At 38.4% G+C, this 23,936-nt stretch carries 21 protein-coding genes and 1 pseudogene; 12 read left to right on the top strand and 10 right to left on the bottom strand.

The window, feature by feature from the left end:
• Window positions 1-244 precede the first annotated feature (244 nt).
• The 4 genes from AC2JBO_RS19685 to AC2JBO_RS19670 all read left to right on the top strand — a co-directional run bounded on the left by AC2JBO_RS19685 (window position 245) and on the right by AC2JBO_RS19670 (window position 3,776).
• Window positions 245-373 carry a hypothetical protein gene (locus AC2JBO_RS19685; RefSeq protein ID WP_496955345.1) on the top strand — a complete coding sequence of 43 codons (129 nt, stop codon included), beginning with the start codon at window positions 245-247 and terminating at the stop codon, window positions 371-373.
• Between the two features lie 21 nt (window positions 374-394).
• Window positions 395-712: a hypothetical protein gene (locus AC2JBO_RS19680; RefSeq protein ID WP_496955344.1), complete on the top strand. Its 318-nt coding sequence runs from the start codon at window positions 395-397 to the stop codon at window positions 710-712.
• Between the two features lie 137 nt (window positions 713-849).
• The gene (locus AC2JBO_RS19675) at window positions 850-1,353 is read left to right on the top strand and encodes a hypothetical protein (RefSeq protein ID WP_496955343.1); all 504 of its coding nucleotides are present in this window, start codon (window positions 850-852) and stop codon (window positions 1,351-1,353) included.
• Between the two features lie 458 nt (window positions 1,354-1,811).
• A complete protein-coding gene (locus tag AC2JBO_RS19670) occupies window positions 1,812-3,776 on the top strand; it encodes a VWD domain-containing protein (protein WP_496955342.1) in 1,965 nt (654 codons plus the stop codon).
• Between the two features lie 977 nt (window positions 3,777-4,753).
• Here the strand turns inward: AC2JBO_RS19670 and AC2JBO_RS19665 are convergent.
• The 3 genes from AC2JBO_RS19665 to AC2JBO_RS19655 form a co-directional block, all read right to left on the bottom strand.
• The gene (locus tag AC2JBO_RS19665; protein ID WP_496955341.1) at window positions 4,754-4,984 is read right to left on the bottom strand and encodes an ATP-dependent metallopeptidase FtsH/Yme1/Tma family protein; all 231 of its coding nucleotides are present in this window, start codon (window positions 4,982-4,984) and stop codon (window positions 4,754-4,756) included.
• A 234-nt stretch (window positions 4,985-5,218) separates the two neighbouring features.
• Window positions 5,219-6,547, bottom strand: coding sequence for an Alr2735 family protein (locus tag AC2JBO_RS19660; RefSeq protein ID WP_496955340.1), 1,329 nt, complete (start codon window positions 6,545-6,547; stop codon window positions 5,219-5,221).
• A 96-nt stretch (window positions 6,548-6,643) separates the two neighbouring features.
• Window positions 6,644-6,994 carry a helix-turn-helix domain-containing protein gene (locus AC2JBO_RS19655; protein WP_496955339.1) on the bottom strand — a complete coding sequence of 117 codons (351 nt, stop codon included), beginning with the start codon at window positions 6,992-6,994 and terminating at the stop codon, window positions 6,644-6,646.
• Window positions 6,995-7,295: 301 nt separating this feature from the next.
• Between AC2JBO_RS19655 and AC2JBO_RS19650 the strand changes: the two genes are divergently transcribed.
• On the top strand, window positions 7,296-10,478 hold the full coding sequence (locus tag AC2JBO_RS19650) for a two-partner secretion domain-containing protein (RefSeq protein WP_496955338.1): 3,183 nt from the start codon (window positions 7,296-7,298) through the stop codon (window positions 10,476-10,478).
• Window positions 10,479-10,926: 448 nt separating this feature from the next.
• Here the strand turns inward: AC2JBO_RS19650 and AC2JBO_RS19645 are convergent, their stop codons facing one another.
• The 4 genes from AC2JBO_RS19645 to AC2JBO_RS19630 form a co-directional block, all read right to left on the bottom strand.
• Window positions 10,927-11,505, bottom strand: a complete 579-nt coding sequence (locus tag AC2JBO_RS19645; protein WP_496955337.1) for a GNAT family N-acetyltransferase — start codon at window positions 11,503-11,505, stop codon at window positions 10,927-10,929.
• Window positions 11,506-11,591: 86 nt separating this feature from the next.
• A complete protein-coding gene (locus AC2JBO_RS19640) occupies window positions 11,592-11,993 on the bottom strand; it encodes a class I SAM-dependent methyltransferase (protein ID WP_496955336.1) in 402 nt (133 codons plus the stop codon).
• 1,329 nt (window positions 11,994-13,322) lie between these two features.
• Entirely contained in the window at window positions 13,323-13,772 is a 450-nt protein-coding gene (locus AC2JBO_RS19635; RefSeq protein WP_496955335.1) for a hypothetical protein, read from the bottom strand.
• Window positions 13,773-14,479: 707 nt separating this feature from the next.
• The gene (locus AC2JBO_RS19630; RefSeq protein ID WP_496955334.1) at window positions 14,480-16,588 is read right to left on the bottom strand and encodes a two-partner secretion domain-containing protein; all 2,109 of its coding nucleotides are present in this window, start codon (window positions 16,586-16,588) and stop codon (window positions 14,480-14,482) included.
• Window positions 16,589-16,894: 306 nt separating this feature from the next.
• Here AC2JBO_RS19630 and AC2JBO_RS19625 point away from each other — a divergent pair, with 306 nt between their 5' ends.
• The 7 genes and pseudogenes from AC2JBO_RS19625 to AC2JBO_RS19595 form a co-directional block, all read left to right on the top strand.
• Window positions 16,895-17,560, top strand: coding sequence for a hypothetical protein (locus AC2JBO_RS19625; RefSeq protein ID WP_496955333.1), 666 nt, complete (start codon window positions 16,895-16,897; stop codon window positions 17,558-17,560).
• A 138-nt stretch (window positions 17,561-17,698) separates the two neighbouring features.
• A complete protein-coding gene (locus AC2JBO_RS19620) occupies window positions 17,699-17,944 on the top strand; it encodes a hypothetical protein (protein ID WP_496955332.1) in 246 nt (81 codons plus the stop codon).
• Window positions 17,945-17,960: 16 nt separating this feature from the next.
• Window positions 17,961-18,167: a hypothetical protein gene (locus AC2JBO_RS19615; RefSeq protein ID WP_496955331.1), complete on the top strand. Its 207-nt coding sequence runs from the start codon at window positions 17,961-17,963 to the stop codon at window positions 18,165-18,167.
• Window positions 18,168-18,169: 2 nt separating this feature from the next.
• Entirely contained in the window at window positions 18,170-18,787 is a 618-nt protein-coding gene (locus tag AC2JBO_RS19610) for a hypothetical protein (protein ID WP_496955330.1), read from the top strand.
• Window positions 18,780-19,268, top strand: a complete 489-nt coding sequence (locus AC2JBO_RS19605; RefSeq protein WP_496955329.1) for a hypothetical protein — start codon at window positions 18,780-18,782, stop codon at window positions 19,266-19,268. Before AC2JBO_RS19610 ends, AC2JBO_RS19605 begins: the two co-directional genes overlap by 8 nt.
• 153 nt (window positions 19,269-19,421) lie before the next feature.
• Window positions 19,422-20,192 carry a hypothetical protein gene (locus AC2JBO_RS19600; protein WP_496955328.1) on the top strand — a complete coding sequence of 257 codons (771 nt, stop codon included), beginning with the start codon at window positions 19,422-19,424 and terminating at the stop codon, window positions 20,190-20,192.
• Window positions 20,193-20,440: 248 nt separating this feature from the next.
• Window positions 20,441-22,581: pseudogene (locus tag AC2JBO_RS19595) on the top strand (NACHT domain-containing protein); the annotation flags it as partial.
• 196 nt (window positions 22,582-22,777) lie between these two features.
• Here the strand turns inward: AC2JBO_RS19595 and AC2JBO_RS19590 are convergent.
• The 3 genes from AC2JBO_RS19590 to AC2JBO_RS19580 all read right to left on the bottom strand — a co-directional run.
• Window positions 22,778-23,200 (bottom strand): pentapeptide repeat-containing protein, encoded by a 423-nt coding sequence (locus AC2JBO_RS19590; protein WP_496955327.1) that lies wholly within the window; start codon window positions 23,198-23,200, stop codon window positions 22,778-22,780.
• A complete protein-coding gene (locus AC2JBO_RS19585) occupies window positions 23,184-23,330 on the bottom strand; it encodes a pentapeptide repeat-containing protein (protein WP_496955326.1) in 147 nt (48 codons plus the stop codon). Before AC2JBO_RS19585 ends, AC2JBO_RS19590 begins: the two co-directional genes overlap by 17 nt.
• A 144-nt stretch (window positions 23,331-23,474) precedes the next feature.
• A partial coding sequence (locus tag AC2JBO_RS19580; protein WP_496955325.1) for a tyrosine-type recombinase/integrase occupies window positions 23,475-23,936 on the bottom strand: 462 nt, incomplete at its 5' end.

Genomic DNA, 23,936 nt, shown 5'->3' with positions numbered 1-23,936 from the left:
AACTACCGTTAAGCAAATTTAACCATATAGTAAAGGCTGGACTAAGAGGGCGTGTGATTTATCTTTTCAAGAATCTAGTCCCAAAATTTCGCTTTATTGGTTTTAAGAAAAAAACTGCATAAGTCCGTTCTACCTGGGAATACTGATAAATATAAGAACACGGACAGGCGCCAGTTTAAACAGCATTCCGGGATTACCACGAAGGCACCATAGGTCGCACGATGTTATTATTGCTACTGGTAAAATGTCTGATCGAGTATTTACAAGTGTTTTTTGGGGTAGTCAATTTAAAGACTCACCCCAAATTTTTAACTTTCCAACTGCTGGTAAAATATTTAACATTCAGCAAGGCGCCTGTACATATGTTAATTGAATTACCGTCGATAAGTTGTTGATGCTAATTATCAAGTTGCTCAAAGAGAGTCCAAGGTTTCCCGGCGCCAAACCACTTGGAGAATTTACCATCACAGGGCGCGGTTCTTTACCCCCCAGTCCTTTGGAACCATTACCCGGCACCACTAACATCACTAAGCTAGCAACCCTAGACAACAATACTTATGTATCAAACAGAGTTCCCAACAAAGTGCAAAGTGCAATAGTTGAAGCACAAGGCCTCGTTAAGAATAAAGATGGGAGTTTGGAGCTTGTTCCATTGGCGCCAGTAACTACGCCAAACGCGCATATTGTATCATCTGCATGTCTTGGTGGTTAAGCCTATACACGTTTTGAAATTGGCGCCAAATTATTTTAATATAGACCAAGCAATGCATAAGTTGATACTACTTAGAAATAGTGTTATACGTAGTTTAAGAAAACTGTGATAATTATTATCAATAAGGATAAAATGTAATGAGTAAAAATCTAGCTTTGCTGCAAAAGCTTTTATTATGCGTTTTTTTCATAACTATTAGTACATCAGCACAAGCGCAAACACTCAATAATAGCTCTCAAGCAGAAATATCAAAACTTGCAGTAAGCAGCAGCCGTGCCAAACAGTATTCTGCTTCTTCTAAAAATTCAAATGGTAATGGATGTTATAGAAGTCAAGACAACAAAGATAGCTTATTGTACACAAGCTTTGATGGTAGCTATACTGCCTTATTTCCTGGCAAGCCAAAAGAAGAAGTTGATAAGTCTACCCAAACAAAATTTATTACTAAAAGAGTAGCCTATCGAACCCCAGACAATAAATATTATTACACAATAGAAACTAATAAGTATTTAAAAAAATTATCTAAAAAAGAAATAAATGCACTATTGATTTTTTTTATGAATATAATAGTACTGGTACAGAAGGATTTGAATATAAAAGGAGATTTATTTTCAATGGTTATGATGCTCATGAATATATAATTTATGATAATAAATGGAATGGAGCAGTTAAAACAAGAATCTTTTTTGATGTACGCCAATCAACTTTATATAAAATATCAGTTGGCACAGGAGGAGAAGGTATCCCATCTGGAAGTTTAAATACTCCGGAAATAGAATCTTTTCTTGATTCGTTAAAATTAAAGAAATGAGATAAGGTGAAATTTGTACTAGAGTTAAGAGCGCCAAACCATATTACACTAATACGATTGCATTAGTGTTGGCGCCGTCTGCTTACTAAGAAACGCAAATCAGTAGTTGACTTGGTGCGCTTCCTTAAAGCATCATCAACTATGTTAGATACCGCTAGATCAAGATTTTTGTAAATTTAGATGCATTTGTCTTAATTCTTATAGTAAGAGACTATGCAGGTAAGAATGTAGACAAATCCTATAATTGATGCTCTGCCGCAAGGGCTATTGTAATAGAGTAAAGAATTTATGCCTAGGATTCGCTTTGCCATTTCTGCCATCATCAGCTTTATCGTTGTTATAGTAGCTTCTTTCTTCACTCCTAGCACCTTATTACCCGCTCGCACAATAGCGACAACTTCATCTGCTATACAGATTGAAGCTGGTTATCATGACACACAAAATGCACTTGACTCTGCGGCTCAAAAACTTTCAAAACCATCAATCCAAAATAACACTTTTTCTATTTTAAATCGAACCTACTTAACTCAAAACAACAATAAATCTAATTTTGATCCATGTAATTCTGAATCACACAAACGGTTATTACGATTAAGCAGACCTAATGGTCTTCCTGACAAAGTACAAACAGCTCTTACAGGTGAAAAAGCTGAACTACAGCCAATCGCAGACGGTTCAGGGGAATATGTATATGATGAATATAAAATTGTCATCGATAAAATGCCCCCAGGAATGACACCGGAAAAGTTTCTTAGCGAAATGCTGAAAAACCTTAACGGAAAGGTCAATGACTCAGAATTCAACGATATTAACGAGTTTAAGCGCCGAAGCAATAAGCTTCCTAAGCTTGGAGATATCTATGATATCGACATACTTGGGCCAGATAACGGCAGCGTCGTGTTAAGCGACCGCAGTGACTCATACTTTGTGTTTAGCACTATTAAAACACCTGAAACTGGCTCTCATCCAGAACATGGTTCACGCGAGTTTGGGTTTGAACAAAATTCTGATGGGAGCGTAACTTTTTACACTAGAGGCGTGTCAAGACCCGAATATGAAGTGAGCGGCTTGGTAGGAAGTTTTTTCCAAAGGCGTAGTTGGACAAGTTTAATGCGCGGGATTGGTAATACTATTAATAATGCAGGTGGTCAAACACGCCCAAGCTCATTTAAAGAATTTAAATATGAGCAGCAGAACCCTCCTAAATGTAAGAATAATGGAGGGAGTAACCCCAATAAAAAATTAAAACAAGGCAAAAGTTACGGTGATCCTCACTTAATTACTTTTGATGGATTAAGCTATAGCTTTCAGACAGTTGGGGAATTTATCCTTGTTAAATCCAACGACGGTCAATTTGAAGTTCAAGTACGCCATGCACCTGTCAATTCATCACTATCACTGAATAGCGCTGTAGCCATAAAAGTGGGTAATGACCGTGTGACATTTTATTCAAAAGACTTTCCTGACTCTAATATCAGCACTCCCCTAAGAATTAATGGCAAACCTACTCTAATCCAAGGTGATTCTCTATCACTATCAGGTGGTAACACTATAGCTAAAAGTGGTAATACCTATATAGTTAATTTATCTACGGGTGAGAAGGTTGTAGTAGACACAGCCAAATTTGGAGATAATTTTTATTTCAACGTCTCACCTTTTGTCTTAGATTCACAACCTGAGCGCTATAGTGGCTTACTCGGTAATGTTAATGGTAATCCCAAGGATGACCAACAAATTCGTGGTGGTGCTATTTTATCTTCAAAATCAACCTATGGAGATGTAAAGCAGGTGTTAAACTTAGTCGGAGTTGGGCAACTTCCTTTTTCTCTAGATGCAGCTGAAAAACTTTATTTTGACCAACTTTATAAGGATTTTGCCAACAGTTGGCACCTTAGCCAAAAAGAGTCGCTGTTTGATTATTTGCCTAATAAGACCACAGAAAGTTATACAAATCGCAATTTTCCAGATAAGTATCTCAAACTAGAAATGTTATCCACACAACAAATTAAAAAAGCGCGTTCTAAATGTGAAGCAGCTAAGGTTAGTGAAGATACGATGGAGGGGTGTATTTTTGACGTTGGATTTACAGGATTTTCTGAGTTCGCTTACGCTACAGCGGAAATAAATGGTTACCTAGAAACCGTTAATAAACTTTTCCCAAGTTTAAATATTTCTACACCTGAAAGGGCAGTTGATAATGTAATAAACCGGGTTAAACCCAAAGTTTGCTTACCTTTTGTAGGCTGTTTATAAAAAATTTATAGGAACTTCCATTTTCTTGTCTCGATTAGTAAATTATGGCAGTAAAAGTGAAATAAAATGAGCGTGGTTACGGTGCCACCGCACACGTACCTCTTGTCAACAATACGTATAATTAGGGACATTTGTGTAGATGGTGCCCAAATCTCCACAAATGCAGGTACTGAAAACAAGGTGGTGATGGAGGCAACATTTTTTACTCCTATTGGTGCCCTTTAATTATTAAAAAAACTGTATAAGTTCGTTCTAGTCAGAAATACTGGTTCTTGCGTACATAGCGTGCTAAATTTTAATTACAGGTGATAATTTTCCCTTATTATCAAGGCTTACAGGCACTTATAATTGAAATTTCAATAATTTTATTGTTATAAAGGTAATCATGGCTATAATTAAAGCATAGCAAGGATTTCAAGCTCATTTATCAACAGATTTAGCACGCTAAGTACGAAAGAGCCATCTTTTTTTGATTCATTAAAATTAAAGACATGATATCAGGCGAAATTTGTCCAAAACAACCCGGCGCCACCAACACCACCAAGCTACCAACTTGAGGCAATAGTACAAAAATATTAAACATAGCCCCCAACAAAGTGCTTTGGGCAATAGTTGAAGCGCTCCCACAAGGGTGAAGAATTAAGATGGAAGGAAAGGAGCTTGTTGCAATGGTGAGCGAGCCAGCAGTGTCGGTTTCCCGTTGGGCGCCGGGATACTACACAAGGGCGCGTGTTGTCACATCTATGCCCGATTAAAACATCTGAATAAAAACTAAAATTTACTCTTGAAACGCCGCCAGCAATCAATAATCAATTTCTCTTACAATTATTGTTGCATCAAGTAGTATAAAGGCGCATAGCATTTTTCAATTCCGTGCATTATTGTATTAGCATCGAGTGCCGTGCTTTGTAGGTGATACCAAATCCACCTTGCCCAAGTCATTGACCTCAACAGTTTTGATTTGTGATACCATATCTTTAGTTTGATGGCAAAACACTTATATCCACTTGGTTTTGGCTGAGAATATTAATTAAATTAGGGTCATTGGACAAATTTACCTTCTTTTGGTTAGGGTCAAGCTTAACCTTTACGATTGCTATTGTCCTATCTGCACTTAAACTTACTCTTTCTACTTTGCCATTTTTAACAGATTGAATAAATTTGCTATATTCCCAAGTTTCTCTTGGTAGATTGGTTCTTGAATACATCCCATTAACACTAGGGAAATAATAATTGTTTTTATTTTATGCATCTTTATCTATCTAATTGCTATAGGAATACTACTATAGCGTAACCACTCGTTAGTAACAAGAAGTTATTCATAGTAAAACTTTACCAGTACTTTTGCATTAATGTCGGCACCATTTAAAAATAACTACAATCAAATGGTTAGTCAAAGTAAAATAGGCGCAAGATAGACTCTTTGATAGAAGCGCTTTGATTTACAAGCGTGCGAGGTAATCATCAAGTCGGTGTTCAAAAACAATATCCCAAGGCAAGTTAGCCTTTTCTCTGACTTGATACACACCTTCACGCTCAACTCGAAATTCCCTAATTAAACCTTCACGTTTCGCATTACTTAATTTAAGTATTGCTGGAGGAGTTAATTCTAAAATCCGGCCTCGCTCCACATCTGTTAGAGCATTCCAGGCTTCATGTTTATATTCTCCATGTGTATTAAATGCTACTGATATTTCTTGCCAACTCTTAGCAGATTGCAATGCTTGAACTAATTCTTGAACAGGCGCTCCTGTTTGTGACTGAGTAGCTACAGATGTTAATAACTCGTAATCCTCAATCAAATCTTCTTTTTCTTCTAGCTCGAAACTCCAAGTGTCTTCAGTAACCGAGTCTTCATTGTTCCAAGGATTATACTCAAATGTCTCTTCGTTAAAATCTTCTTCTATATCCACTTGGTCTTCATCCCAAGAATGAACAGAATTTGACGCTTCCGAAACTAATGGCGCCGTTTGATTTTCATCTACCACATCTTCAAAGGGCGCCGTAGCTATGGTAGTGAGGGAAGTTCTTACATTTTCTCCTACAATATCTTGTGGCGCCGTTTCTACATCTTCTTGTGGCGCCTCACGAACGACTATTTCTGTAACAGTACTCTTAGTTTCTCCTACATCTATAACTTGAACCAATTTTTTAAATTCATTCTGATAAAAATATATTATTGCTTGCTCTGCAATCGTTTCCCCACTTTTTCCCTGAGCTTCCATCATCTCTTGGAGCATCACACCCGCTGTTTGGTTGTAAATCGGCGCAATTACACACGCGCGCTTACCATCGGGCATCATTCTCCAGATAGACGGCGCCTCTTCTTCCCTCTTCGCTCTCGGTTTGTGGCATTGTTTCATAAAACCGCGAACTTTATCTTGAGTTATTTGAGGCAGAGCTTTCATTTGAGGGATAACTGACTCGTATTTTTTGAAGTTAAGAGCGATTTGAAAGATAGTACGTGGATCGATTTGCGCCAGTTCGTATGGAGTAAAGGTATTAAAAGCTGCCTCTACCTTGAGGTAAGTCTTCTCCTCACCTTGCCAGCAAAGCTTACTTAACAATTCTTTATATTCTTTTCTAGGTAACGTTACTTTTTGTTCTGCTAACCAGAACGAGTAACGTAAAAGCTGCACGGTTGACGTATATATGGCGCCGATTGGATGCACAACTAAGTTTGCATCGTTCATAAAATTGTTGAACTGTGATGGAGATATCACTAGTTCATCTAAACTGATAATGCTGAATCCCTGTATTTGTGCGAACATAGTAGTGCTTTTTTTTGTTGTTAGGCGCCTGTTTGAAACCCTTTGGGGAATGTGGCAGGCGCCTTGTTTTTTTACTTGTACTAAGATTATACAACTTTATTCGGGTAAATGGGCAACTGACAGTACAAACAAGGGTGATAATTTGACTCTTAAACCAGGCATTATTTGAGCTAGGTCTACATCAAGTGTTTGTGCCAGCGCAATCACTATTTTTGTTGAAACTACGGTTGCTGTTCCTTGCTCCAACTTTCTTATGTATTCTTGTGAACATTCGATACCAAGGCTCGCTACCCTGCGGGCTATTTCACGTCTTGACACATCACCGCGTATATGTCTTAGATTTTCACCGCATTTTGAATCCCAAGCTATCATTACAACTAAATCTAGTGGAACCATAAATATTTCCGAACCTTGAGATGACTCTTCGTGTGAACTGCTAGTTGACATTATATATAAGGTTTTGTACTATAGACATAAAATAGGCCAGTCTATTTATAAAACAAAAAAAGCGGATCAACTCATGATTACCGCTCTTGTTTTGATGACAATATTTAAATACGTAGGTGATTAACTTGATTCTATTGAGAGTAAAGTGGCGCCTGGTTACAGGGTAGGCACAGTATTTTTTTAGTTACATGTGTATAAACAGTAAAAAACTACAATAAAACATGCGGATAAAATGGCGCCTTGCTGTGTTGATGGCGGACAGAGAAATTGACTATATTATGTGTATCTGGGGTAAAGTGCGATGAATAAGAACTCTTGTTTAGTACACTCGCTTCTGCTGTGTGCCTTTCTCTCGCTTGGTAGTACTTCAGTTCATGCACAGCTTACACCTGATAATACTTTAGGGACGGAAGCTTCTAAACTTACACCAAATGTATTAATTAATGGCGCCAGTGCTGATTTGATTAATGGTGGCGCCCAACGTGGTAATAATCTCTTTCATAGTTTTAACGAGTTTAATATTAAAGATGGGCAAGGAGTTTATTTTGCCAATCCGTCTGGAGTAGTAAATATATTGACGCGCGTTACAGGTAATAATGCGTCGAATATTTTGGGAACGTTGGGTGTTGATGGTGGCGCCAATTTATTTTTAATAAATCCCAACGGTATTTTATTTGGTCGGAATGCTTCTTTAGATGTGCGGGGTTCGTTTGTAGGGACAACTGCTAATGGTGTGCAGTTTGGTAGTCAAGGTAATTTTAGTGCGACTAACCCGGAGGCGCCAGAAGTGTTGACAGTGAATCCTTCGGCATTGTTTTTTAACCAGATTAATCCAAATGCTGGGATTCAAAATAATTCGGTGGCGCCTGCTGGTAAAAACCAATCTGGTTCTGATGCAGTTGGTTTGCAGGTTACAGATGGTAAAAGCTTGCTGCTAATTGGTGGTAATGTCAGCATGGAGGGTGGACAATTAAACGCTTTTGGTGGAAGAGTGGAGTTAGGAGGATTAGCCTCACCTGGAACTGTAGGGCTTCAGGTAGATAGCAACAATATAAGCAGTGACTTTCCTAATAATATAGATAGAGCAAATGTATTTCTAACTAATGGTGCAAGTGTATATGTTCAATCACCAGAAGGCGGTAATATTACAGTTAATGCTCGGAATTTAGATATTTTGAAACGAAGCATTTTATTTACTGCAATCGAACCGGGTTTAAAGTTAGTTAGGACTACAGGAAATATTGTAATAAATGCTACAAATAATATAAATGTTGTTAATAGCGTTGTTGCTAACCGGGTACTATCGAAAGCAAAGGGTAATGCTGGTAATATAAACATCACCGCAACAACACTGTCTCTTTCTGATGGCGCCGCTCTATCTGCATCGACATTTGGTAGTGGTAAAGCTGGTAATATTGCTATTCGTGCCTCCGATAAAGTTGATCTAAATAACGGCAACTTGTATTCTCAGGCTGAACTTGGCTCAAGTGGCTCTGGTGGAAATGTAAGCATTGAAACTAGACGTTTATCTGTGCGTAATAATTCACAAATCTCCACTGGAACCATTAGCACTAGCTCTGGTGGTGGTGGAAATCTAACAATTAACGCCTTAAATTCGGTAGATATAACAAATAATGGTGGAATTTTCACTGATACAGAAGGAATTGGAGCAGCTGGAGATTTAAATATTTCCACAAAGCAATTAAATCTACAAGATGGTGGATTCATCTTTGGAGGTGCAAGAAGCACGGGTAGAGGCGGCAACATGACTATTAACGCTGAACGTGTAGATATTCTAGGTGTTTCAGCATCAGGTGAATTTAGCGCTATATTAAACCAATCTACAGGTGCTGGAGATGCAGGCGCCATTACCATCAACACTAACAAACTTAGTATTCAAGGAGGGGGAGGATTAGCGGCTCGAACTGCTGGAGGAGGTAAAGGTGGAACCGTTACTATTAATGCCTCAGATGCTGTAGAACTCAGTGGTGCATCACCAGATGGTAATGTCACCAGTTTATCTTCACAAACTAAAGGAACAGGAGATGGGGGTATTATAGCGATTAATACTCGACGGTTGAACGTCGAAAATGGGGCACAGATATCTGTTTCTACATTTGGTAAAGGTAAAGGAGGAAATTTAGAAGTAGCAGCTTCTGACTCTGTTGATTTAAGTGGAAGAGCGAAAAGTGGATTTTCTAGTGGTTTGTTTGCCCAGGTAAATAAAGGAGGAACAGGAGACGCGGGTAACTTAACGGTTACAACTAAACTGTTAACACTAACAAATGGCGCTAAAATTTCTGCGGCTACTTTAGGAGCGGGGCAAGGCGGAAACTTGAGTATCATAGCATTAGGAGGCGCAATTACATTAATCGGCACTGCAACAGATGGCACTACTAGTTCCATAACTGCTGGTACAGATGGAACTGGAAATGCGGGAAACGTAACAATTAGCACCGGAAAATTGATTGTTCAAGCAGGAGCCGCTGTAGAAGCCAGCACACAAGGCTTTGGCGAGGGAGGTTCTCTGATAATTAATGCCTCAGACTTAATTAATTTAGAGGGTGTATCAGCCAATGGTCGGTTTTTTAGCGGATTAACAACTCAGACTTTAGGAGCAAAAGCATCTGGGAATTTGATATTGAATACACCACAGTTGAAGATTCAAAATGGCGCTAGGGTTTCTGTAGGTAGCCTGGGAACAGGGAGAGCGGGTAGTTTAGAAATTAATGCACGTTCTATACAATTAGATAATCGGGGAGGTATCTTTTCTGGAACCAATTCAGGAAATGGTGGTAATATTTCACTGAGATTGCAAGATTTATTACTGCGCCGCAATAGCTTTATTTCTGCCACGGCTGGTACAGCTCAACTTGGTGGTGATGGAGGTAACATTAATATTGATTCTCGTTTTATTCTCGCTGTTCCTTCGGAGAACAGTGATATTACAGCAGATGCTTTTACTGGTAGAGGGGGTAATATTTTCATCCGCACGCAAGGTATTTTCGGTATAGAACCGCACGCAGTACCATCAAACGAAACCAGCGATATTACAGCAAGTTCTCAACGTGGTGTTCAAGGAGAGATTTTTATTACTGAACCCGATGTTAAACCAGCACAAGGATTAATCGAATTACCAGAAAAATTTGTAGATGCAAGCAATCAAATTGGTCAAATATGTCCCTCTGGGCTAACAGCTAAAACATCTGTTGGTAAATTTATTATGGTTGGACGTGGAGGTTTATCACCAAATCCAATAACTGAACCACTTGAAAGCGATGTCGTTAATGGAGGTTGGATAACACTTAACACAAATGCTGTTTACAACACTACCCTAAACCGATCAAAACCAATTACCGCTACAACACCAATTGTAGAAGCACAAGGTTGGGTAAAAAATATTGATGGGAGTTTAGAGCTTATTGCCCTAGCTCCAAAAACTACACCAAATGCGCGCGCTTCTGTCGCTACATGTCAAACGTAAGTAGGTGGGCGGAAAAATTTACAACTATATTATTAGGAGTTGAACAGACTGAAACGCAGCAATCGTAAGCACTTTGGGACTTTTACATTTCGTTACATAGTTCCGTTTATTTGAGCCTACCTACTTAGTTAATTTAATGATTAATAGGCGCCGATAAATCTAAGTTGCTTATAGTAAAACCTCCTGCCAATACATTAGTCTTGTTTTAATAATGTTGGCGCCGTCTAAAAATAACTACTAATTAGGTTTTGGAGATAAACTCTTGCTACTTTTAGTTTGATTTTTTATACAGCACACACGTAGCTGTAGGGGCTTGCAATTATAAATCACTCGGCTTGCAAACAAGGGCAATGTCGGTGTGACGATAATATTACCAGAACTGAAATACTGATAGATATAAGTTTAATAACAAACGCAGGATTATCACCATAGTTTGGTTTAATTGTACCTACTTACTTGCAAATAGTATTTCGGTATGCTCCCTCCATTCGGGCGCCAACAAGCTGAAGAGTAACTGGTCATACAGCACACCATCTAATAATTGGTGCTGACGAAGGCACCCATCCTGTTGGAATTTTAAAGACTTGAGCAGAGCAATTGAGGCTTGATTAAACGCACCTGTATCTGCCATTACTTTATTCAACCCAACTACTTTAAATAAATAGTTGAGCAGTAGCCACAAGCCTTCTTTCGTGTAACCTTGCTGTCGATATTCTACCCCAGTAAAGTAACCAACTGCTGCTGATCGATTTTTAGGATTGAGGTCATACAAGCTAATTTCTCCAATAAATCGATTGTCTATGATTCGGCGGATTGCAAATATGGAGGGGATTTTCTCTTTCAATCGTCGCTGCCGCTCTTCTAAAGAAATCGGCTGGATTGCTTTGGAAGTTAGGTAGGAAATATCAACTTGGCTTTTCCACTTGTGCAAAAACTCTAGATCATCTTTTTGAAGTAAAGTTAGACGTACACGAGAACCATCTGGAATTTGCCACTTGAAATAATCAAGTTTTTCTTCATCAAGCATCACCGTTCTACCCCTAATCTCAAACCAATTAATTTTTTCAATTCCCTATATCGAATCGCCCATATGACGAATATAACTAGATATAACTATTTATTATACGGAAACTTTTCGTATATCACACTAGCTACACGTGGGCGCCAATCCCATACATTACATACATAAAAATTGCTGGCATAATTTGCAAGACGCTTTTGGGCTAAGTTAATAAACTGGGCAGAAAAATCTAAGCCATATGGAAGAATTTCTACACCTTTGAGCTTTGCCCAAGCTAATAAACACTCTAGCAAATACCCATTTGCACAACCAATATCCAGATAAGTCGCTGAATTGTTGACTGGTGATAAGTTAGCTAAACGAAGACGCACCCAGTCCTCAAATGTCCCACTTTTCCCGGACTGTTGCCACGGTGTTGATGCACTTGTGTAAGCAGTTTCTAATGCTTGTTGAACTTCATTAAACCAATTTTGTAATTCTCGCGTCGGAAACATGATTAAATGAAAAACCACATTGACATTGATTAACGGATTCTTGAATGTTTTTAAGGCATCGAGGGCAACGCATGATTGTGATTCGAGAGAGCTAGAAGACAGAATGTGGGTTTTAGTTATAATTTTAGAGTCTTTCAATGTATTTAATTTTATGACTTTTGAAGAAGCTCAAATAGGCGATTATTTTCGTCTCCCCGGCATTAGCCCTGAATGCGTGTATAGAAAGGCAAGCAGTTCTCATTGCAGTCAAAACACTTTGTTACAGCCCATTCGACCCGAAACAAAGGTTATAAGGTTGACTGAAGTAGAAGTTACTAAGTATTTTACCACTAAGCAAGAGTATTTTCAAAACCTAAAAATGGGAAATTATACTTAGAGTGTGTTTTAAAAGAGTCAATAAGGCTTGTTTATTGCATTAAGTACCCTTAGTATCTGCTCTGCGGAGTAGGGGTAACGGCAATACACAAGCGCGCGGTGCCAAAATCTCCACAAACGCAGGTACTCGACAACTTGGTGGTGACGGAGGTAACATTGATATCGATTCTAGTTTTATCGTCGCTGTCCCCAACGAAAACAGCGATATAACAGCCAACTTCATTAATATTCGCATGGTTGGGAAACCGGAGACTTAGCAATAATTACCAAAACTAAAGGTAAGAATGTTGGCACTTTTAAAGGCCGTGTGGTGGTTCAAGCTGAAAACAAGCTTGAAATACGTACTGGCAAGCTTCGTATCGCTGGCAAGTGTTCAGAATTTAAAAAGATTTCGCGAAAAGATGGATACAAATACTAGACAATACGCCCCTAATTATCTCGTTTTACTCCGATATTAAACAATAATTCACAAAGCTATAGCTGTCACAACTAGTTATCTTGTATCATGACATAAGAAGTCTTCTGATTGCTTGCGTTCTGGTAAGTCAAAATCATAAAGCAAAAAAGATTCTATTAATTTATAAGCGCACGACAATTCCAAACGTCGCCGATTTTTTAGGTTTAACAGGCGTATAGCCGCATAATCGTTATAGGTATATAATTCTTGTTATCATTACCGTAGTAATAATCATGAAAATGTACCGTTGCACTCGCAATAAGCCCTATACAGACGATGTTCCTGGTAAAACTGGCTCTTGCGTACTTAGCGTGCTAAAAAAGTTGAAAAATAAGCTTAAAACTTTTATAAGGCTTATATTACAGCCATTATTAACTACAAGGAAGGTATCCTGGTTAGAAATTTGGGTTATAAGCACCTGTAAGCCTTGATTTTAAAGGAAAGCTATCGACTGTAATTAAAAATTAGCACGCTAAGAACGAAAGAACCCAAAGTCCTTATTGAGGAGTTGCTGTAATCTCTGCTCCCCAAGAACCTAGAACACCCTTATTGCAACCTCCTGTTTTTCCTGTAGCAGCAATCGTAATTACTTGCTGACCAGCAGAGAATTTTCTACCGATCGGGATTGTTACACTTTCTTCACGATTTAAAAACCGAGTAGTAACTGTCCGACTACGTGTAGAATCTTCCCAGCTAAGTGTATATTTGACAGCAGAGCAATGATTAGCAGGAGCTTTAATCCTAAGAACATAAGAACTGCTACCATCCGCATCAAAAGTATAATTAGCGGTTTTGTCGCATACTTGCCCAGTGGGAGAACACCCTACCGCATCGACATATTCAGCCTTAGCAATCGGTACAACGGAAAGCATTATTCCTAGCGTTGCTAGAAAACCAAACAAACATTTTTTATTCATGACAAACTTCTTTGAGATTGTGTTACTCATTGTTTTCTCCATAGATTGTGTAATGCTTTACAAGCCGTAAAAATTAACCTAGAACGGCAAAATTAACTTGAGAGATTTGAAACGTGCCTAACTCGGCACGTACTTATAGAGGTTGAACCGAGATAGCTGCTTTTTCGGAAATTAAGGCGCTCAAATGATTGCTGTATAAAGGTTTGATAATTTGATACTTGATTGTACGCAATGCGATTATGGATAACGGAAAATCAAGGGTTTTCAGCTCCTATTTCCGTTTTCGTTCATATCTCGGCTTAACCTCTAATAGCCATAATGATTTGCTCATTTTTTTCATCCTCCAAAATTTCTTGTATTTATATACGATTGAGTGTGTTATCTTATGCATTTGGTTTTTACTGCCGCATAAAAAAACAAGTTACTATCTCAAAAATCCTAAATTTTAAAATAGTAACCAAAAAACCCCCATTACTGCTAACATCCAACCGGGCGCCATACTGAGATACTAGGCATCTGAAGTTACCACCTAATTCTAGATATCTTGTACTTGCACTACTGTTTCGGCATGTTCGGGCTTTGTCGAAAGGAAACAGCGGGGATGTCGCAGCTAACGATAATGGCTGATTATAGCGACATACATAATTCTATTTTTATGTCAACCACTTCTACTCGACCGACGCTCTAGGATAACTGTTTCCAGCCTTCATTTCCGAATATGCAGCTATCTCGTCGGCTCAATCTCTAGTGCAGGAGGTAGGTGTTTGCCAAGAGCTACGAGAGAAAACATTCTTATCAGTAGCCACCAGTACAATATCTCCATTCTTCTCGGTTACCCAACCCGAAGCTTCAACAATAATTGGAGCAGCAGAAACTTGAGGAGTCCTTGAGACTTGTGTTGCTTGGTTTTGGACTTGTTCCGAGGAAGGTTTAGAAGGTTTTGCTTCCAATTGTACCCACCGTGCTGGGGTACCAAAATCTTGTAAAGGTTCAGTCGGACTTGGTGCCAAACCACCTCGTCCGGTGACGACAAACGAACTTGCACGTTGCCTGCTTCCTAGTGTGCAAGCTTGTACAATTTGACTTGATGCATCATGCAAATTTAAATTTACGGGTATGTCAAAAGAAAGAGTTGATTGGGGGCTTTGTTCGATACCAAAGATGGCTTGTGCCATGATAATAAGATTACCTCCGTTACCAGTGAAGGCATTGGCAGCGATAATGTTATTTTCTTTTAGTATGGCAACGATAGAGCCATCAAAAGCATTGATGATAATGTTGCCACCATTCCCACCAACTTGTGCCGTGCCTGCGGTGGCAGAAATTTGGACACCTCTTCTTAGTAAAACTAAATTACTGTTGATGATAATGTTGCCACCGTTGCCAGATGCAGAATTAGCTTGAAGTCTTGCTTTATCTAAGGTAATATTGGGGGATTTGATTTGAATGTTACCTGCATTTCCTGAACTAGTGGAGTTGACGAACAAACCAGCGTTGGCACCAATAATCGATAGTCTTTCAGCAGTAATATCGATATTACCTCCGCTACCCACGCCCCGGGATTCCACTGTGCTGAGGATGCTAGCATCGGCAAAAGAAGCAGAACCGAGTACCTGTACTACCACATTTCCGGCATTTCCTCGTCCAAAAGTTGAGGTATTAAGTTGAGCGCCATCTTGCAGTCTAAGTTCACCAGTATTGATATTGATATTACCACCGCTGCCGAAACCAAAAGTTGAGGTATTAAGTTGAGCGCCATCTTGTAATTTGAAGGAATCGGCACCAATAATAATATTTCCGCCATCTCCTTCTGAATCTGAGCGCACTATATTACTAATTACACTCCTATTAATTTTGATTTCTCCAGTTGCTTGAAGGCTAATATTGTCTGCAACAGTCTTAGGCATCCCCAAACCTTCTGCAATACCAGCAGACAGACCACTTTTTTCCAATATATCTAAATTTCTGGCATTAACTGCAATGTTACCATTATCAGCCCCTTCTACATATACAAATGCTTGATTTGTTAGTGATACATTTCCACGTGCTACATTCTCAGGAAATCCCAACTTGAAATTATTCCCATCCAACAAAATATTTACACTCCCAGGCGCCGCCAAACCTCCTAACTCCACTCGCCCACCAAAAGCATACAATCCTCCACCATCCATATTGATATTACCGCCTACCAACAGCAAACTCTTGCCATCTGGTACGCGCAAACCCGTTGCTGTAAATTCAGAAGATGGATCTAAGCCGGAGGGAGCAACTGAGTTATTTTGGATAGATGCGGTTTTGATTTGATTAAATAACAAGGCAGAAGGATTGACCGTTAGCAATGATGAAGAACTTTCTGGATTTGAAGCACTAAAAAAACCTTGATTGCCAAATCCAATCGCATTGGCTGTACTTGCCAGAAATGAGCCACCAATATTCAGCTTTGCACCTTGTCCAAAAATAATCCCGTTGGGATTGATCAAAAACAGGTTGGCTGTGCCGTTTGTTTTGAGTATGCCATCAATATTAGAAGCTGACCCACCCGTTACCCTACTGAAGATGTTCTGAATATCAGCAGCATTATTAAAGAAAGCAGTGCCGCCAGTAGGCACAGAAAACTCGCTAAAGCTGTGAAATAAATTTCTGCCTGCTTGTGTTCCTCCAGTAATATTAAAAGTGCCACCCTCCCTTGAAACGCTGGAATTATTAGGTAGAGTGCCATCGCGGGTAATTTGGGCATAAGCACAAATTGCAGTGGCGAGTGTCAAACATATAGTGGCACCGAACATACCACCTATAGCTATCCAAAGCCGTAAGTACCAGCCTCTACTATCAACATTAGTACCCATATTGGGTATTGCTCCCGCACAACATTGTTAATTAAAGCAGAATTAGGGGTATGAGTAGCATTCGCGCAGAAAACCGGGTTAAGAGATATTACATAAGTAATACAAGCCTGTTGAGAAGCTGAAATCCTTATTTTGTCGTTGAGTAGTGACTCATGATAAGAGAACGTTAATGACATTCGTTCTGGATAGAATCGTTATCTAATAAGACTTTCAAGCTTATCCCGGTTTTGGGTTCGCCTGCTACTTAAACCCCTACATATAGTTCAACAAAACTGTGATAACTATTATCAATAAGGGTAAAATGTAATGAATAATAATCTAGCTTTACTCCACAAGCTTTTGCTATGTGCTTTTTTTATAGCTATTAGTACATCAGCACAAGGGCAAACACTCGATAATAGCTCTCAAGCAGAAATAACAAAACTTATAGTAAGCAGCGGCGCCGGACAGTATTCTGCTTCTTCTTCAAATTCAAATGATAATAGAGTTGACAACAAAGCTAGCTTTTTGTACACCAGCAAAGATGGTAGCTATACTGCCTTATTTCCTGGCGAGCCAAAAGAAGAAATTGAGAAACCTATTTTCGACAAAGACAAATTTATTACTACAAGAGTAAGCTATGGAACCTCAGACAACAAGTATTATTACACAGTTATAACTAATAAATATTTAAAAAAATTATCTAAAAAAGAAATTAATGAACTATTTAACTTTCTTTATGAAGATAATAATACAGGTGTAGAAGGATTTGAATATAAAGAGAGATTTATTTTTAATGGATACAATGCTCATGAATATATAATTTATGATAATAAATGGAATGGAGCAATCAAAACAAGAATATTTTTTGATGCACGCAAATCAACTTTATATAAAATATCAGTTAGCACAGGAGGAGAAGGTATCCCAAGTGGAAGTCTAGATACTCCGGAGATAATATCTTTCTTTAATTCCTTAAAAGTAAAAAAATGATGTTAGGCACTGTTCTTTTAAAATAGGAAAACTAAAAATTGAGAAAGGCGTCATTAAGTAAATCTTTGACTTCACACCAATGGTGCCTACGCTTAGTGTAAAATAACATTGACAATAATAGTTAGATATTAGGTAATTATGTTTGAGACGAATGCAGAAGGTAAAACTAGACTCTACTTTACACTGAAAAACATTTGTATTGGCTCGTATAATGAAGTAGCCAAGTATGAGCAAGAAACAAAGCAGAGCTATTGGGCTTCCGAATTTTTTCAAATCCCAGATGATTATAATCCTATTGGTAAAAATGTTCTAGAAATTCAAGCTATTGATAGAAAGCTATTTTTAGAACGTGTAATGAAAAGTGTTACTTTAAAGGCTAACTAAAAACAGGCGCCCTACCATGAACACACAGCAACAGTTACTAGTATCTATAGCTACGCAGTCGAAGAAGTTGTTACTTAGTGACGAGATTACAGACGCAACACCAGAGATAATGGATTTGTGCGAGCTGGTTGAACGGTATGAAGAAGTTTATGGAGAACTGGCGCCATACCTAAAACCGCAAAATATAAAACCGTGGTACTCTTCTTATTATAAGAAGGGATAATTATGTATTACGGATACCGCTGCTATAACAAAAATGGAGAACCATTAGGTTGGTTTTATACGTATGATTCAGATACAGCTTACACATATACTAATAAAGACTTTGAATGGTGCAGACGATGGAAAACGATGAAAGGTGCCGAGAAAAATTTTAACAACTATAATAAACGTTGGGAGGCTAAAACTAAAGGAGGCTATCTAAAAATTGAATTAATGCCTGAAGCTTATAATAAAGAAGCGGCTATTGATAAAAGAAAAAAGCTACTAGAAGAGTACGATAAATCGATGATAAATAATTTAAATATATTTAAATCACAAGATTCTATGACAACTGGACAGCTTGAATGTGCATCCAGCTTTGAAGCTATTATAGAAGATGAATTTGCTTTATGCGCGCGGGAAATGTACAAAGCAAACAACCTCACATCTGAGAAGAAGATTACAGGCGCCCTTACACCAGAGGAAGAAGTAGCTGTAAATCTTGCTAGTAGAGAAATAGATTATATCCGTAAATACTGGTATAATCGCCTTTACGCTTTAATTGAAATGCTTGAATGGCGTAATACTGAATTATATGAACAATTAGCAGCTAAATATTTGAAGAAAGATAAAGATGAATGATAATAAATTAGCGCGGTTACTAGAAAAACTTAACCAACAAGCTGATTTACTAGATAGATTGTTAAATTCAAGATTAGATTACAAGTATAAAAGCATTGAGCGTCTTATCCTTGAAACAGGAAGAGGTTTTACGAATAGAAAATTAACTTCTCATAAAGCAAAGCCCAAAGCTTGTTACGAAAACTGCTTCAAAGCAATAATGTTTAACGAAGATTACAACTACTGCGAAGGATATTTTATCTACGATGATATTAATATTGCGATTGCACACGCTTGGTTAGTAGATAAGGAAGATAATGTAATTGATATCACCTTGGAAGATAACTTACCCGGCGCCGTATATTTCGGTGTGGTATTTAATAGAGAGTTTGTACTCGATATGGGCAAGAAGCTTAAATATTATGGCATCTTGGATAGTGACCACATGTTAGAGCATGAATTTAAGAGGAACGGTTTTCCAGAAGGCGCCATAATCAATTAACAAGTCGCTCCTTGTCGCAATTAGAAAGATGTCAGGCGCCAGTAACAACCAACATGAAGAATGTAAAATCATCCTTACGTTTCGTCTAAATAACGCTTGTACATTTTAACTTAATACAGACGTGCGCTGTATCACTTTAATCAGGGCTTAAGTATGACTGAGTTAAATATAACACCAGAATTTTTAGATGATATTAACGAAATAATAGAAAGTTATTTCTACAATAGACGATATAAGTTAGATGCAAGCTATAGCCTCAACACTTTAAATATAGAAGCTTGCGGATACTATATAGAAAAATACGACTTAACAAGTAAAGATATTGACAACCCAGAACGAAGTGATGATTTTTACCGCGACAAGAATCTTGATTTTCGGATAATTTACGAGGGTACGTTGGCGGATGGCGATACATTAAGCATTCTAGGGCATTGGCGTACAGAGATTTTGAGCTACTATTACACCCCAGAAAAAACTAGATGGGTAGACATGTCATTAGAAGAACTAAGTACGCCTTGCTCGGATGGTAAAGACTTTGAATTAATGGCGCCTCGTTTATACGATTGCGTACAATCTTATTTTAAAGCAGAAATTGAAGCTGGTTTATTTGCTTATTCCAAGGAGCTAGAATATTTATCAGATAATTCGGAAGATGAAGAAAAAGACCCAGAACTAGAGTTATTAAATCATCGAATAACTGATTTATTTCTCGAACACAGAATGTTAGAACTTTATAGATTGTCTCCTCATCCCCGTTATCAGAAAAGAATAAAGTTTCTAGAACTGACTACTAACGGCAAGCCTTTAACTGACGATGAATGGGTAGAAGCAGAGTTATTGTGGGTTGATTTTTGCCAAAGCCGAGGTAATGAGGTAACTCCACTCGACCGCCAAAAAATTATTGACTCCTGGGATAAAGAATAAAACAGGCGCCGAGAACAGTAACGTTTTTCAATACTACCCTTGGTGCCACTTTAACCAATACCAATCTTTAATACTTAAACAGAGGTATCTATTAATTCTTTAATTATTTCTTTGTTATAGGTATGATTGTTCTCGCCTCCTCTGAGGCGATATCTCGGTGCCATGATACATTTGTTGTGCCTTCCCTCAGTAATTATACGCTAATATCAGAATGATTATTACGATTCAAATCATTTTATATAAAAAGCGTGTTGCCAGTGATTGACCTTAAAACCTTAATTGAAACTGTAAGTGGAATAGCTACTCCTATCCTTAAGGACAAGCTGCAACGTAACGAAACCGTAATAAAAATATTACAGAAATTCAACTTGGCACCAGAACACCCTCCATCAGACTTTTCAGGGATATACGCCTATGCCTTGGTGGAATACGGCATTGGTAAACCCCAGGTATTTCTAGAATTATTCCGTGACGAAGAAATAAAAAAGGCTTTTCGTACAGCATTTGATAATAACAACCCTTCAATTATTCTCTCAAAAACAAATAATTATCTTGATACACATGCTCTAATAAATGACATCAGAAATTTAGGAATTGACGCGCGCAGAGAGTTAGCAGCATTTTACTTAGTCTTTAGCAAAGTTGCAAAAACCAGTCGCACCCCTAGTGATGTATTACTCAGTCAACAAATCACAACACTGAATCAAAAACTTGACAGAATTCCCACACTTGAGGGCATCCGCGCGGAAATCGCTCAAATTCTTTCTCAAGATAATCTAGCTTTACCCGGTAGTACAGAAACGGCGCCTTCTCGTGAGCAATGTAAAGCAATGGCACTTGCCCAACAGATGCGTGGTTGGTTTGAAACATTAGGGTATCGTTTCGAGAAATACGAGGTTTGGTGCCAGGACTTTTTTGAGTGGATAATTGACATTCCAGTAAGGCGTAATCGTTATGACCGTGTTTTGATTCGAGGTATTGCAGGAGAAGCACAAGTTAATAATGTACTAGCAATACGTTCTTCTGTGGAAAGAGAGCGCGCGGATGAAGGATGGTTAGTAACTGCACGTCGTATATCACGAGCTGCGCGCACGGAAGTTGAGAAAGACGAAAATAAACACCTGGGATGTTACACTTTTGATGAACTTTTAGCCCAAGATGCCGATTTTAGCGGGTATCTGGAATGGTTAGAGGCAGAGATAACCAGGCGCCAGATTGATAATAAATATGTACCGCTTGCTTGTAGTAAAGAAGAAATTGATTCTGTAACTGGGCGCCAAATAGCAGTCAGTCGTTACGAAGAAGAAGACGGTTGGATTGATGGATATATTGACCGCTGGCTTGATGACCCTGTAAAAGAACATATATCTGTACTAGGAGAATTTGGTACAGGTAAAACATGGTTTGCTTTCCACTATGCTTGGGTAGCATTACAAAGATATAAAGATGCTCAAAGGCGAGGTGTTGAACTTCCCCGTTTACCTTTGGTTATTCCATTGAGGGATTATGCCAAAGCTGTAAGTGTGGAATCGTTATTCTCAGAGTTTTTCTTTCGTAAGCATGAAATACCTCTACCTGGATATTCAGCGTTTAAACAACTTAACCGCATGGGGAAGCTGCTGTTGATATTCGATGGTTTTGATGTTCACGAAGTGTGCCCTCTTAGGGCAAAATGGCAGCGCGCGTTAACAGGCAAGAGATGATAAACAACTTCTGGGAGTTAGCGAAAGTTGTTGTTCCTGGCGCCAAAGTTATTTTGACTTGTCGTAGCGAACATTTCCCCGAAGCCAAAGAAGGACGCGCGCTGTTAGGTGCTGAGTTACAAGCGTCTACTGCTCTTTTAACTGGAGAAACACCACAGTTCGAGGTTTTAGAATTAGAAAAATTTAACGACGAACAAATCAAGCAAGTACTTTTATATCAAGCCATTTCCACAACTGTGGAACAAGTAATGAGTAACCCTCAGTTGTTAGACTTGGCACGGCGCCCGGTAATGACTGAGTTAATTTTAGAGGCATTGCCAGATATTGAAGCAGGTAAACCTGTGGATATGTCGCGCGTGTATTTATATGCTGTGAAACATAAAATTCATCATGATATAAAATCCGAACGTACATTCACTTCTCTCGCTGATAAGCTTTATTTCCTATGTGAACTTTCGTGGGAAATGTTATCAACTGACCAAATGAGCTTAAATTACAAGTTTTTTCCTGACCGAATTAGAAGTTTGTTTAATGTTGTAGAAAAGGATTTAGACCATTGGCATTTTGATATGATGGGTCAAACCATGCTTATTCGTAATGCTGATGGTGATTATACTCCAGCCCACCGTTCGCTTGTAGAGTTTTTTGTAGCATATAAGTTTGCAGCAGAAATAGGTGCCTTGGCTAATGGCTAGAACGTGCCAAAACGGGAAAATTGTACGCTAAGGAATTTTATAAAGTCTTGAAACCCTTATCATACAATAACTACAGCCAACTAAAAATTGTGTTTTTTTGTTCTCAAAGGGCGTAAATTATCAAGGCTGCTAGCTGACTTCAAATTCTTATTGATGACCAGGATTGCAAGTAGTATATAGCGCACAGTTAAATTTCTTCGATTAACCAATCAGCAATGAATCTGCCGTCAGGGAGGGTCAAATCCGAATATCCGGCTCTAGTAAGACTTGGGTTAAATCCAATAGCCCCAGTTAAATCGACATTACCCATAGAAATCTCTCCAGAGCAACCTTCTAGATTAGCATTCCGCAAAATAGTATCAAATATGCCACCGGTAGAACCCAAATTGGCATTTCTCAAACTAGCCCCTTCCATGTTGCATCCTTCGATAGTTCCCTCAATCATACGGAATTCATCCAAATTCGCGCCTCTGAGGTCGGAGTCGAAAATTCCCGCTTCAGCCAAGCAAGCATCTTGAAGATTGGCGCCATTAAAATCGCAGTTTCTAATCTCGTTACGTTCAAAGCAGACTCTGCTTAAATTAGACCCTCTTTCATAGCGTGTTTTCAATACTAGCGCGGGTAAAATTAACTCGACTAAGGTTAACCCCGCTTAAATCCAAACCTCGCAAATCGGTATAGCTAAAATTTCTCTCCCCTTTTTCATATCGCTGCAACAACTCTAACCTATCTATCTTCATATGTATCTAACAAGCAATAATTTATACATTTAATAACCCTTACTTCATTGGTCAAGAGAAATATTAATTCTCTTTATCTTATTTATAGTTACGCTGTCAAAAGTATGACAGCCTAAACTTTTTTAATTTTACAGTATATACTTATTACCCATAATTTGGGATTTGATTAAAAGCCTGTTGTGCGACTTCCTCCGCGCGTCGAGAAGTCATTTTTGAATAACGTAAAGTCATTTGAATGTCCTCATGACCCATAAGCGCACGTAGTTCATCGATACTAATAAGACCGACTCTTTCACTTCCAAAGCAGTGTCTGAGTTGATGAAAGCAAACGCCTTCTAACTCTGGAATACCATCAATTTGCTTAACCAAAGACTTATAAGCTGCTGCGTAAGACAATCGAGAAACCTTCGTGGTAAATCGTTGTTGAGCAGTAAATAATGCACTTACGTTTTGGTGCCTATAGTATTTCAAGTAATTATTTAGACTAACCGAAGTATTCTCACTGTAAAAACACCATCGTTTCTTATTTCGCTTTCCAATCACCTGAAACTTACGATTTACGGTATCTATAGCTTTAAAATCCAACGCCAATATTTCTGCAATCCT

The organism is Calothrix sp. CBUCES-K 9914 (genome assembly GCF_059640475.1).
This window is presented reverse-complemented; position numbering and strand designations above follow the sequence as displayed.

Coding starts and splice junctions, on each gene's coding strand:
- AC2JBO_RS19660 (WP_496955340.1), bottom strand. CDS start 6,547: ATGTTCGCACAAATACAGGGATTCAGCATTATCAGTTTAGATGAACTA.
- AC2JBO_RS19585 (WP_496955326.1), bottom strand. CDS start 23,330: ATGAAGATAGATAGGTTAGAGTTGTTGCAGCGATATGAAAAAGGGGAG.
- AC2JBO_RS19665 (WP_496955341.1), bottom strand. CDS start 4,984: ATGTATTCAAGAACCAATCTACCAAGAGAAACTTGGGAATATAGCAAA.
- AC2JBO_RS19600 (WP_496955328.1), top strand. CDS start 19,422: ATGACTGAGTTAAATATAACACCAGAATTTTTAGATGATATTAACGAA.
- AC2JBO_RS19610 (WP_496955330.1), top strand. CDS start 18,170: ATGTATTACGGATACCGCTGCTATAACAAAAATGGAGAACCATTAGGT.
- AC2JBO_RS19625 (WP_496955333.1), top strand. CDS start 16,895: ATGAATAATAATCTAGCTTTACTCCACAAGCTTTTGCTATGTGCTTTT.
- AC2JBO_RS19655 (WP_496955339.1), bottom strand. CDS start 6,994: ATGTCAACTAGCAGTTCACACGAAGAGTCATCTCAAGGTTCGGAAATA.
- AC2JBO_RS19685 (WP_496955345.1), top strand. CDS start 245: ATGTCTGATCGAGTATTTACAAGTGTTTTTTGGGGTAGTCAATTTAAA.
- AC2JBO_RS19645 (WP_496955337.1), bottom strand. CDS start 11,505: ATGCTTGATGAAGAAAAACTTGATTATTTCAAGTGGCAAATTCCAGAT.
- AC2JBO_RS19670 (WP_496955342.1), top strand. CDS start 1,812: ATGCCTAGGATTCGCTTTGCCATTTCTGCCATCATCAGCTTTATCGTT.
- AC2JBO_RS19620 (WP_496955332.1), top strand. CDS start 17,699: ATGTTTGAGACGAATGCAGAAGGTAAAACTAGACTCTACTTTACACTG.
- AC2JBO_RS19615 (WP_496955331.1), top strand. CDS start 17,961: ATGAACACACAGCAACAGTTACTAGTATCTATAGCTACGCAGTCGAAG.
- AC2JBO_RS19675 (WP_496955343.1), top strand. CDS start 850: ATGAGTAAAAATCTAGCTTTGCTGCAAAAGCTTTTATTATGCGTTTTT.
- AC2JBO_RS19650 (WP_496955338.1), top strand. CDS start 7,296: ATGAATAAGAACTCTTGTTTAGTACACTCGCTTCTGCTGTGTGCCTTT.
- AC2JBO_RS19680 (WP_496955344.1), top strand. CDS start 395: ATGCTAATTATCAAGTTGCTCAAAGAGAGTCCAAGGTTTCCCGGCGCC.
- AC2JBO_RS19640 (WP_496955336.1), bottom strand. CDS start 11,993: ATGTTTCCGACGCGAGAATTACAAAATTGGTTTAATGAAGTTCAACAA.
- AC2JBO_RS19630 (WP_496955334.1), bottom strand. CDS start 16,588: ATGGGTACTAATGTTGATAGTAGAGGCTGGTACTTACGGCTTTGGATA.
- AC2JBO_RS19605 (WP_496955329.1), top strand. CDS start 18,780: ATGAATGATAATAAATTAGCGCGGTTACTAGAAAAACTTAACCAACAA.
- AC2JBO_RS19635 (WP_496955335.1), bottom strand. CDS start 13,772: ATGAGTAACACAATCTCAAAGAAGTTTGTCATGAATAAAAAATGTTTG.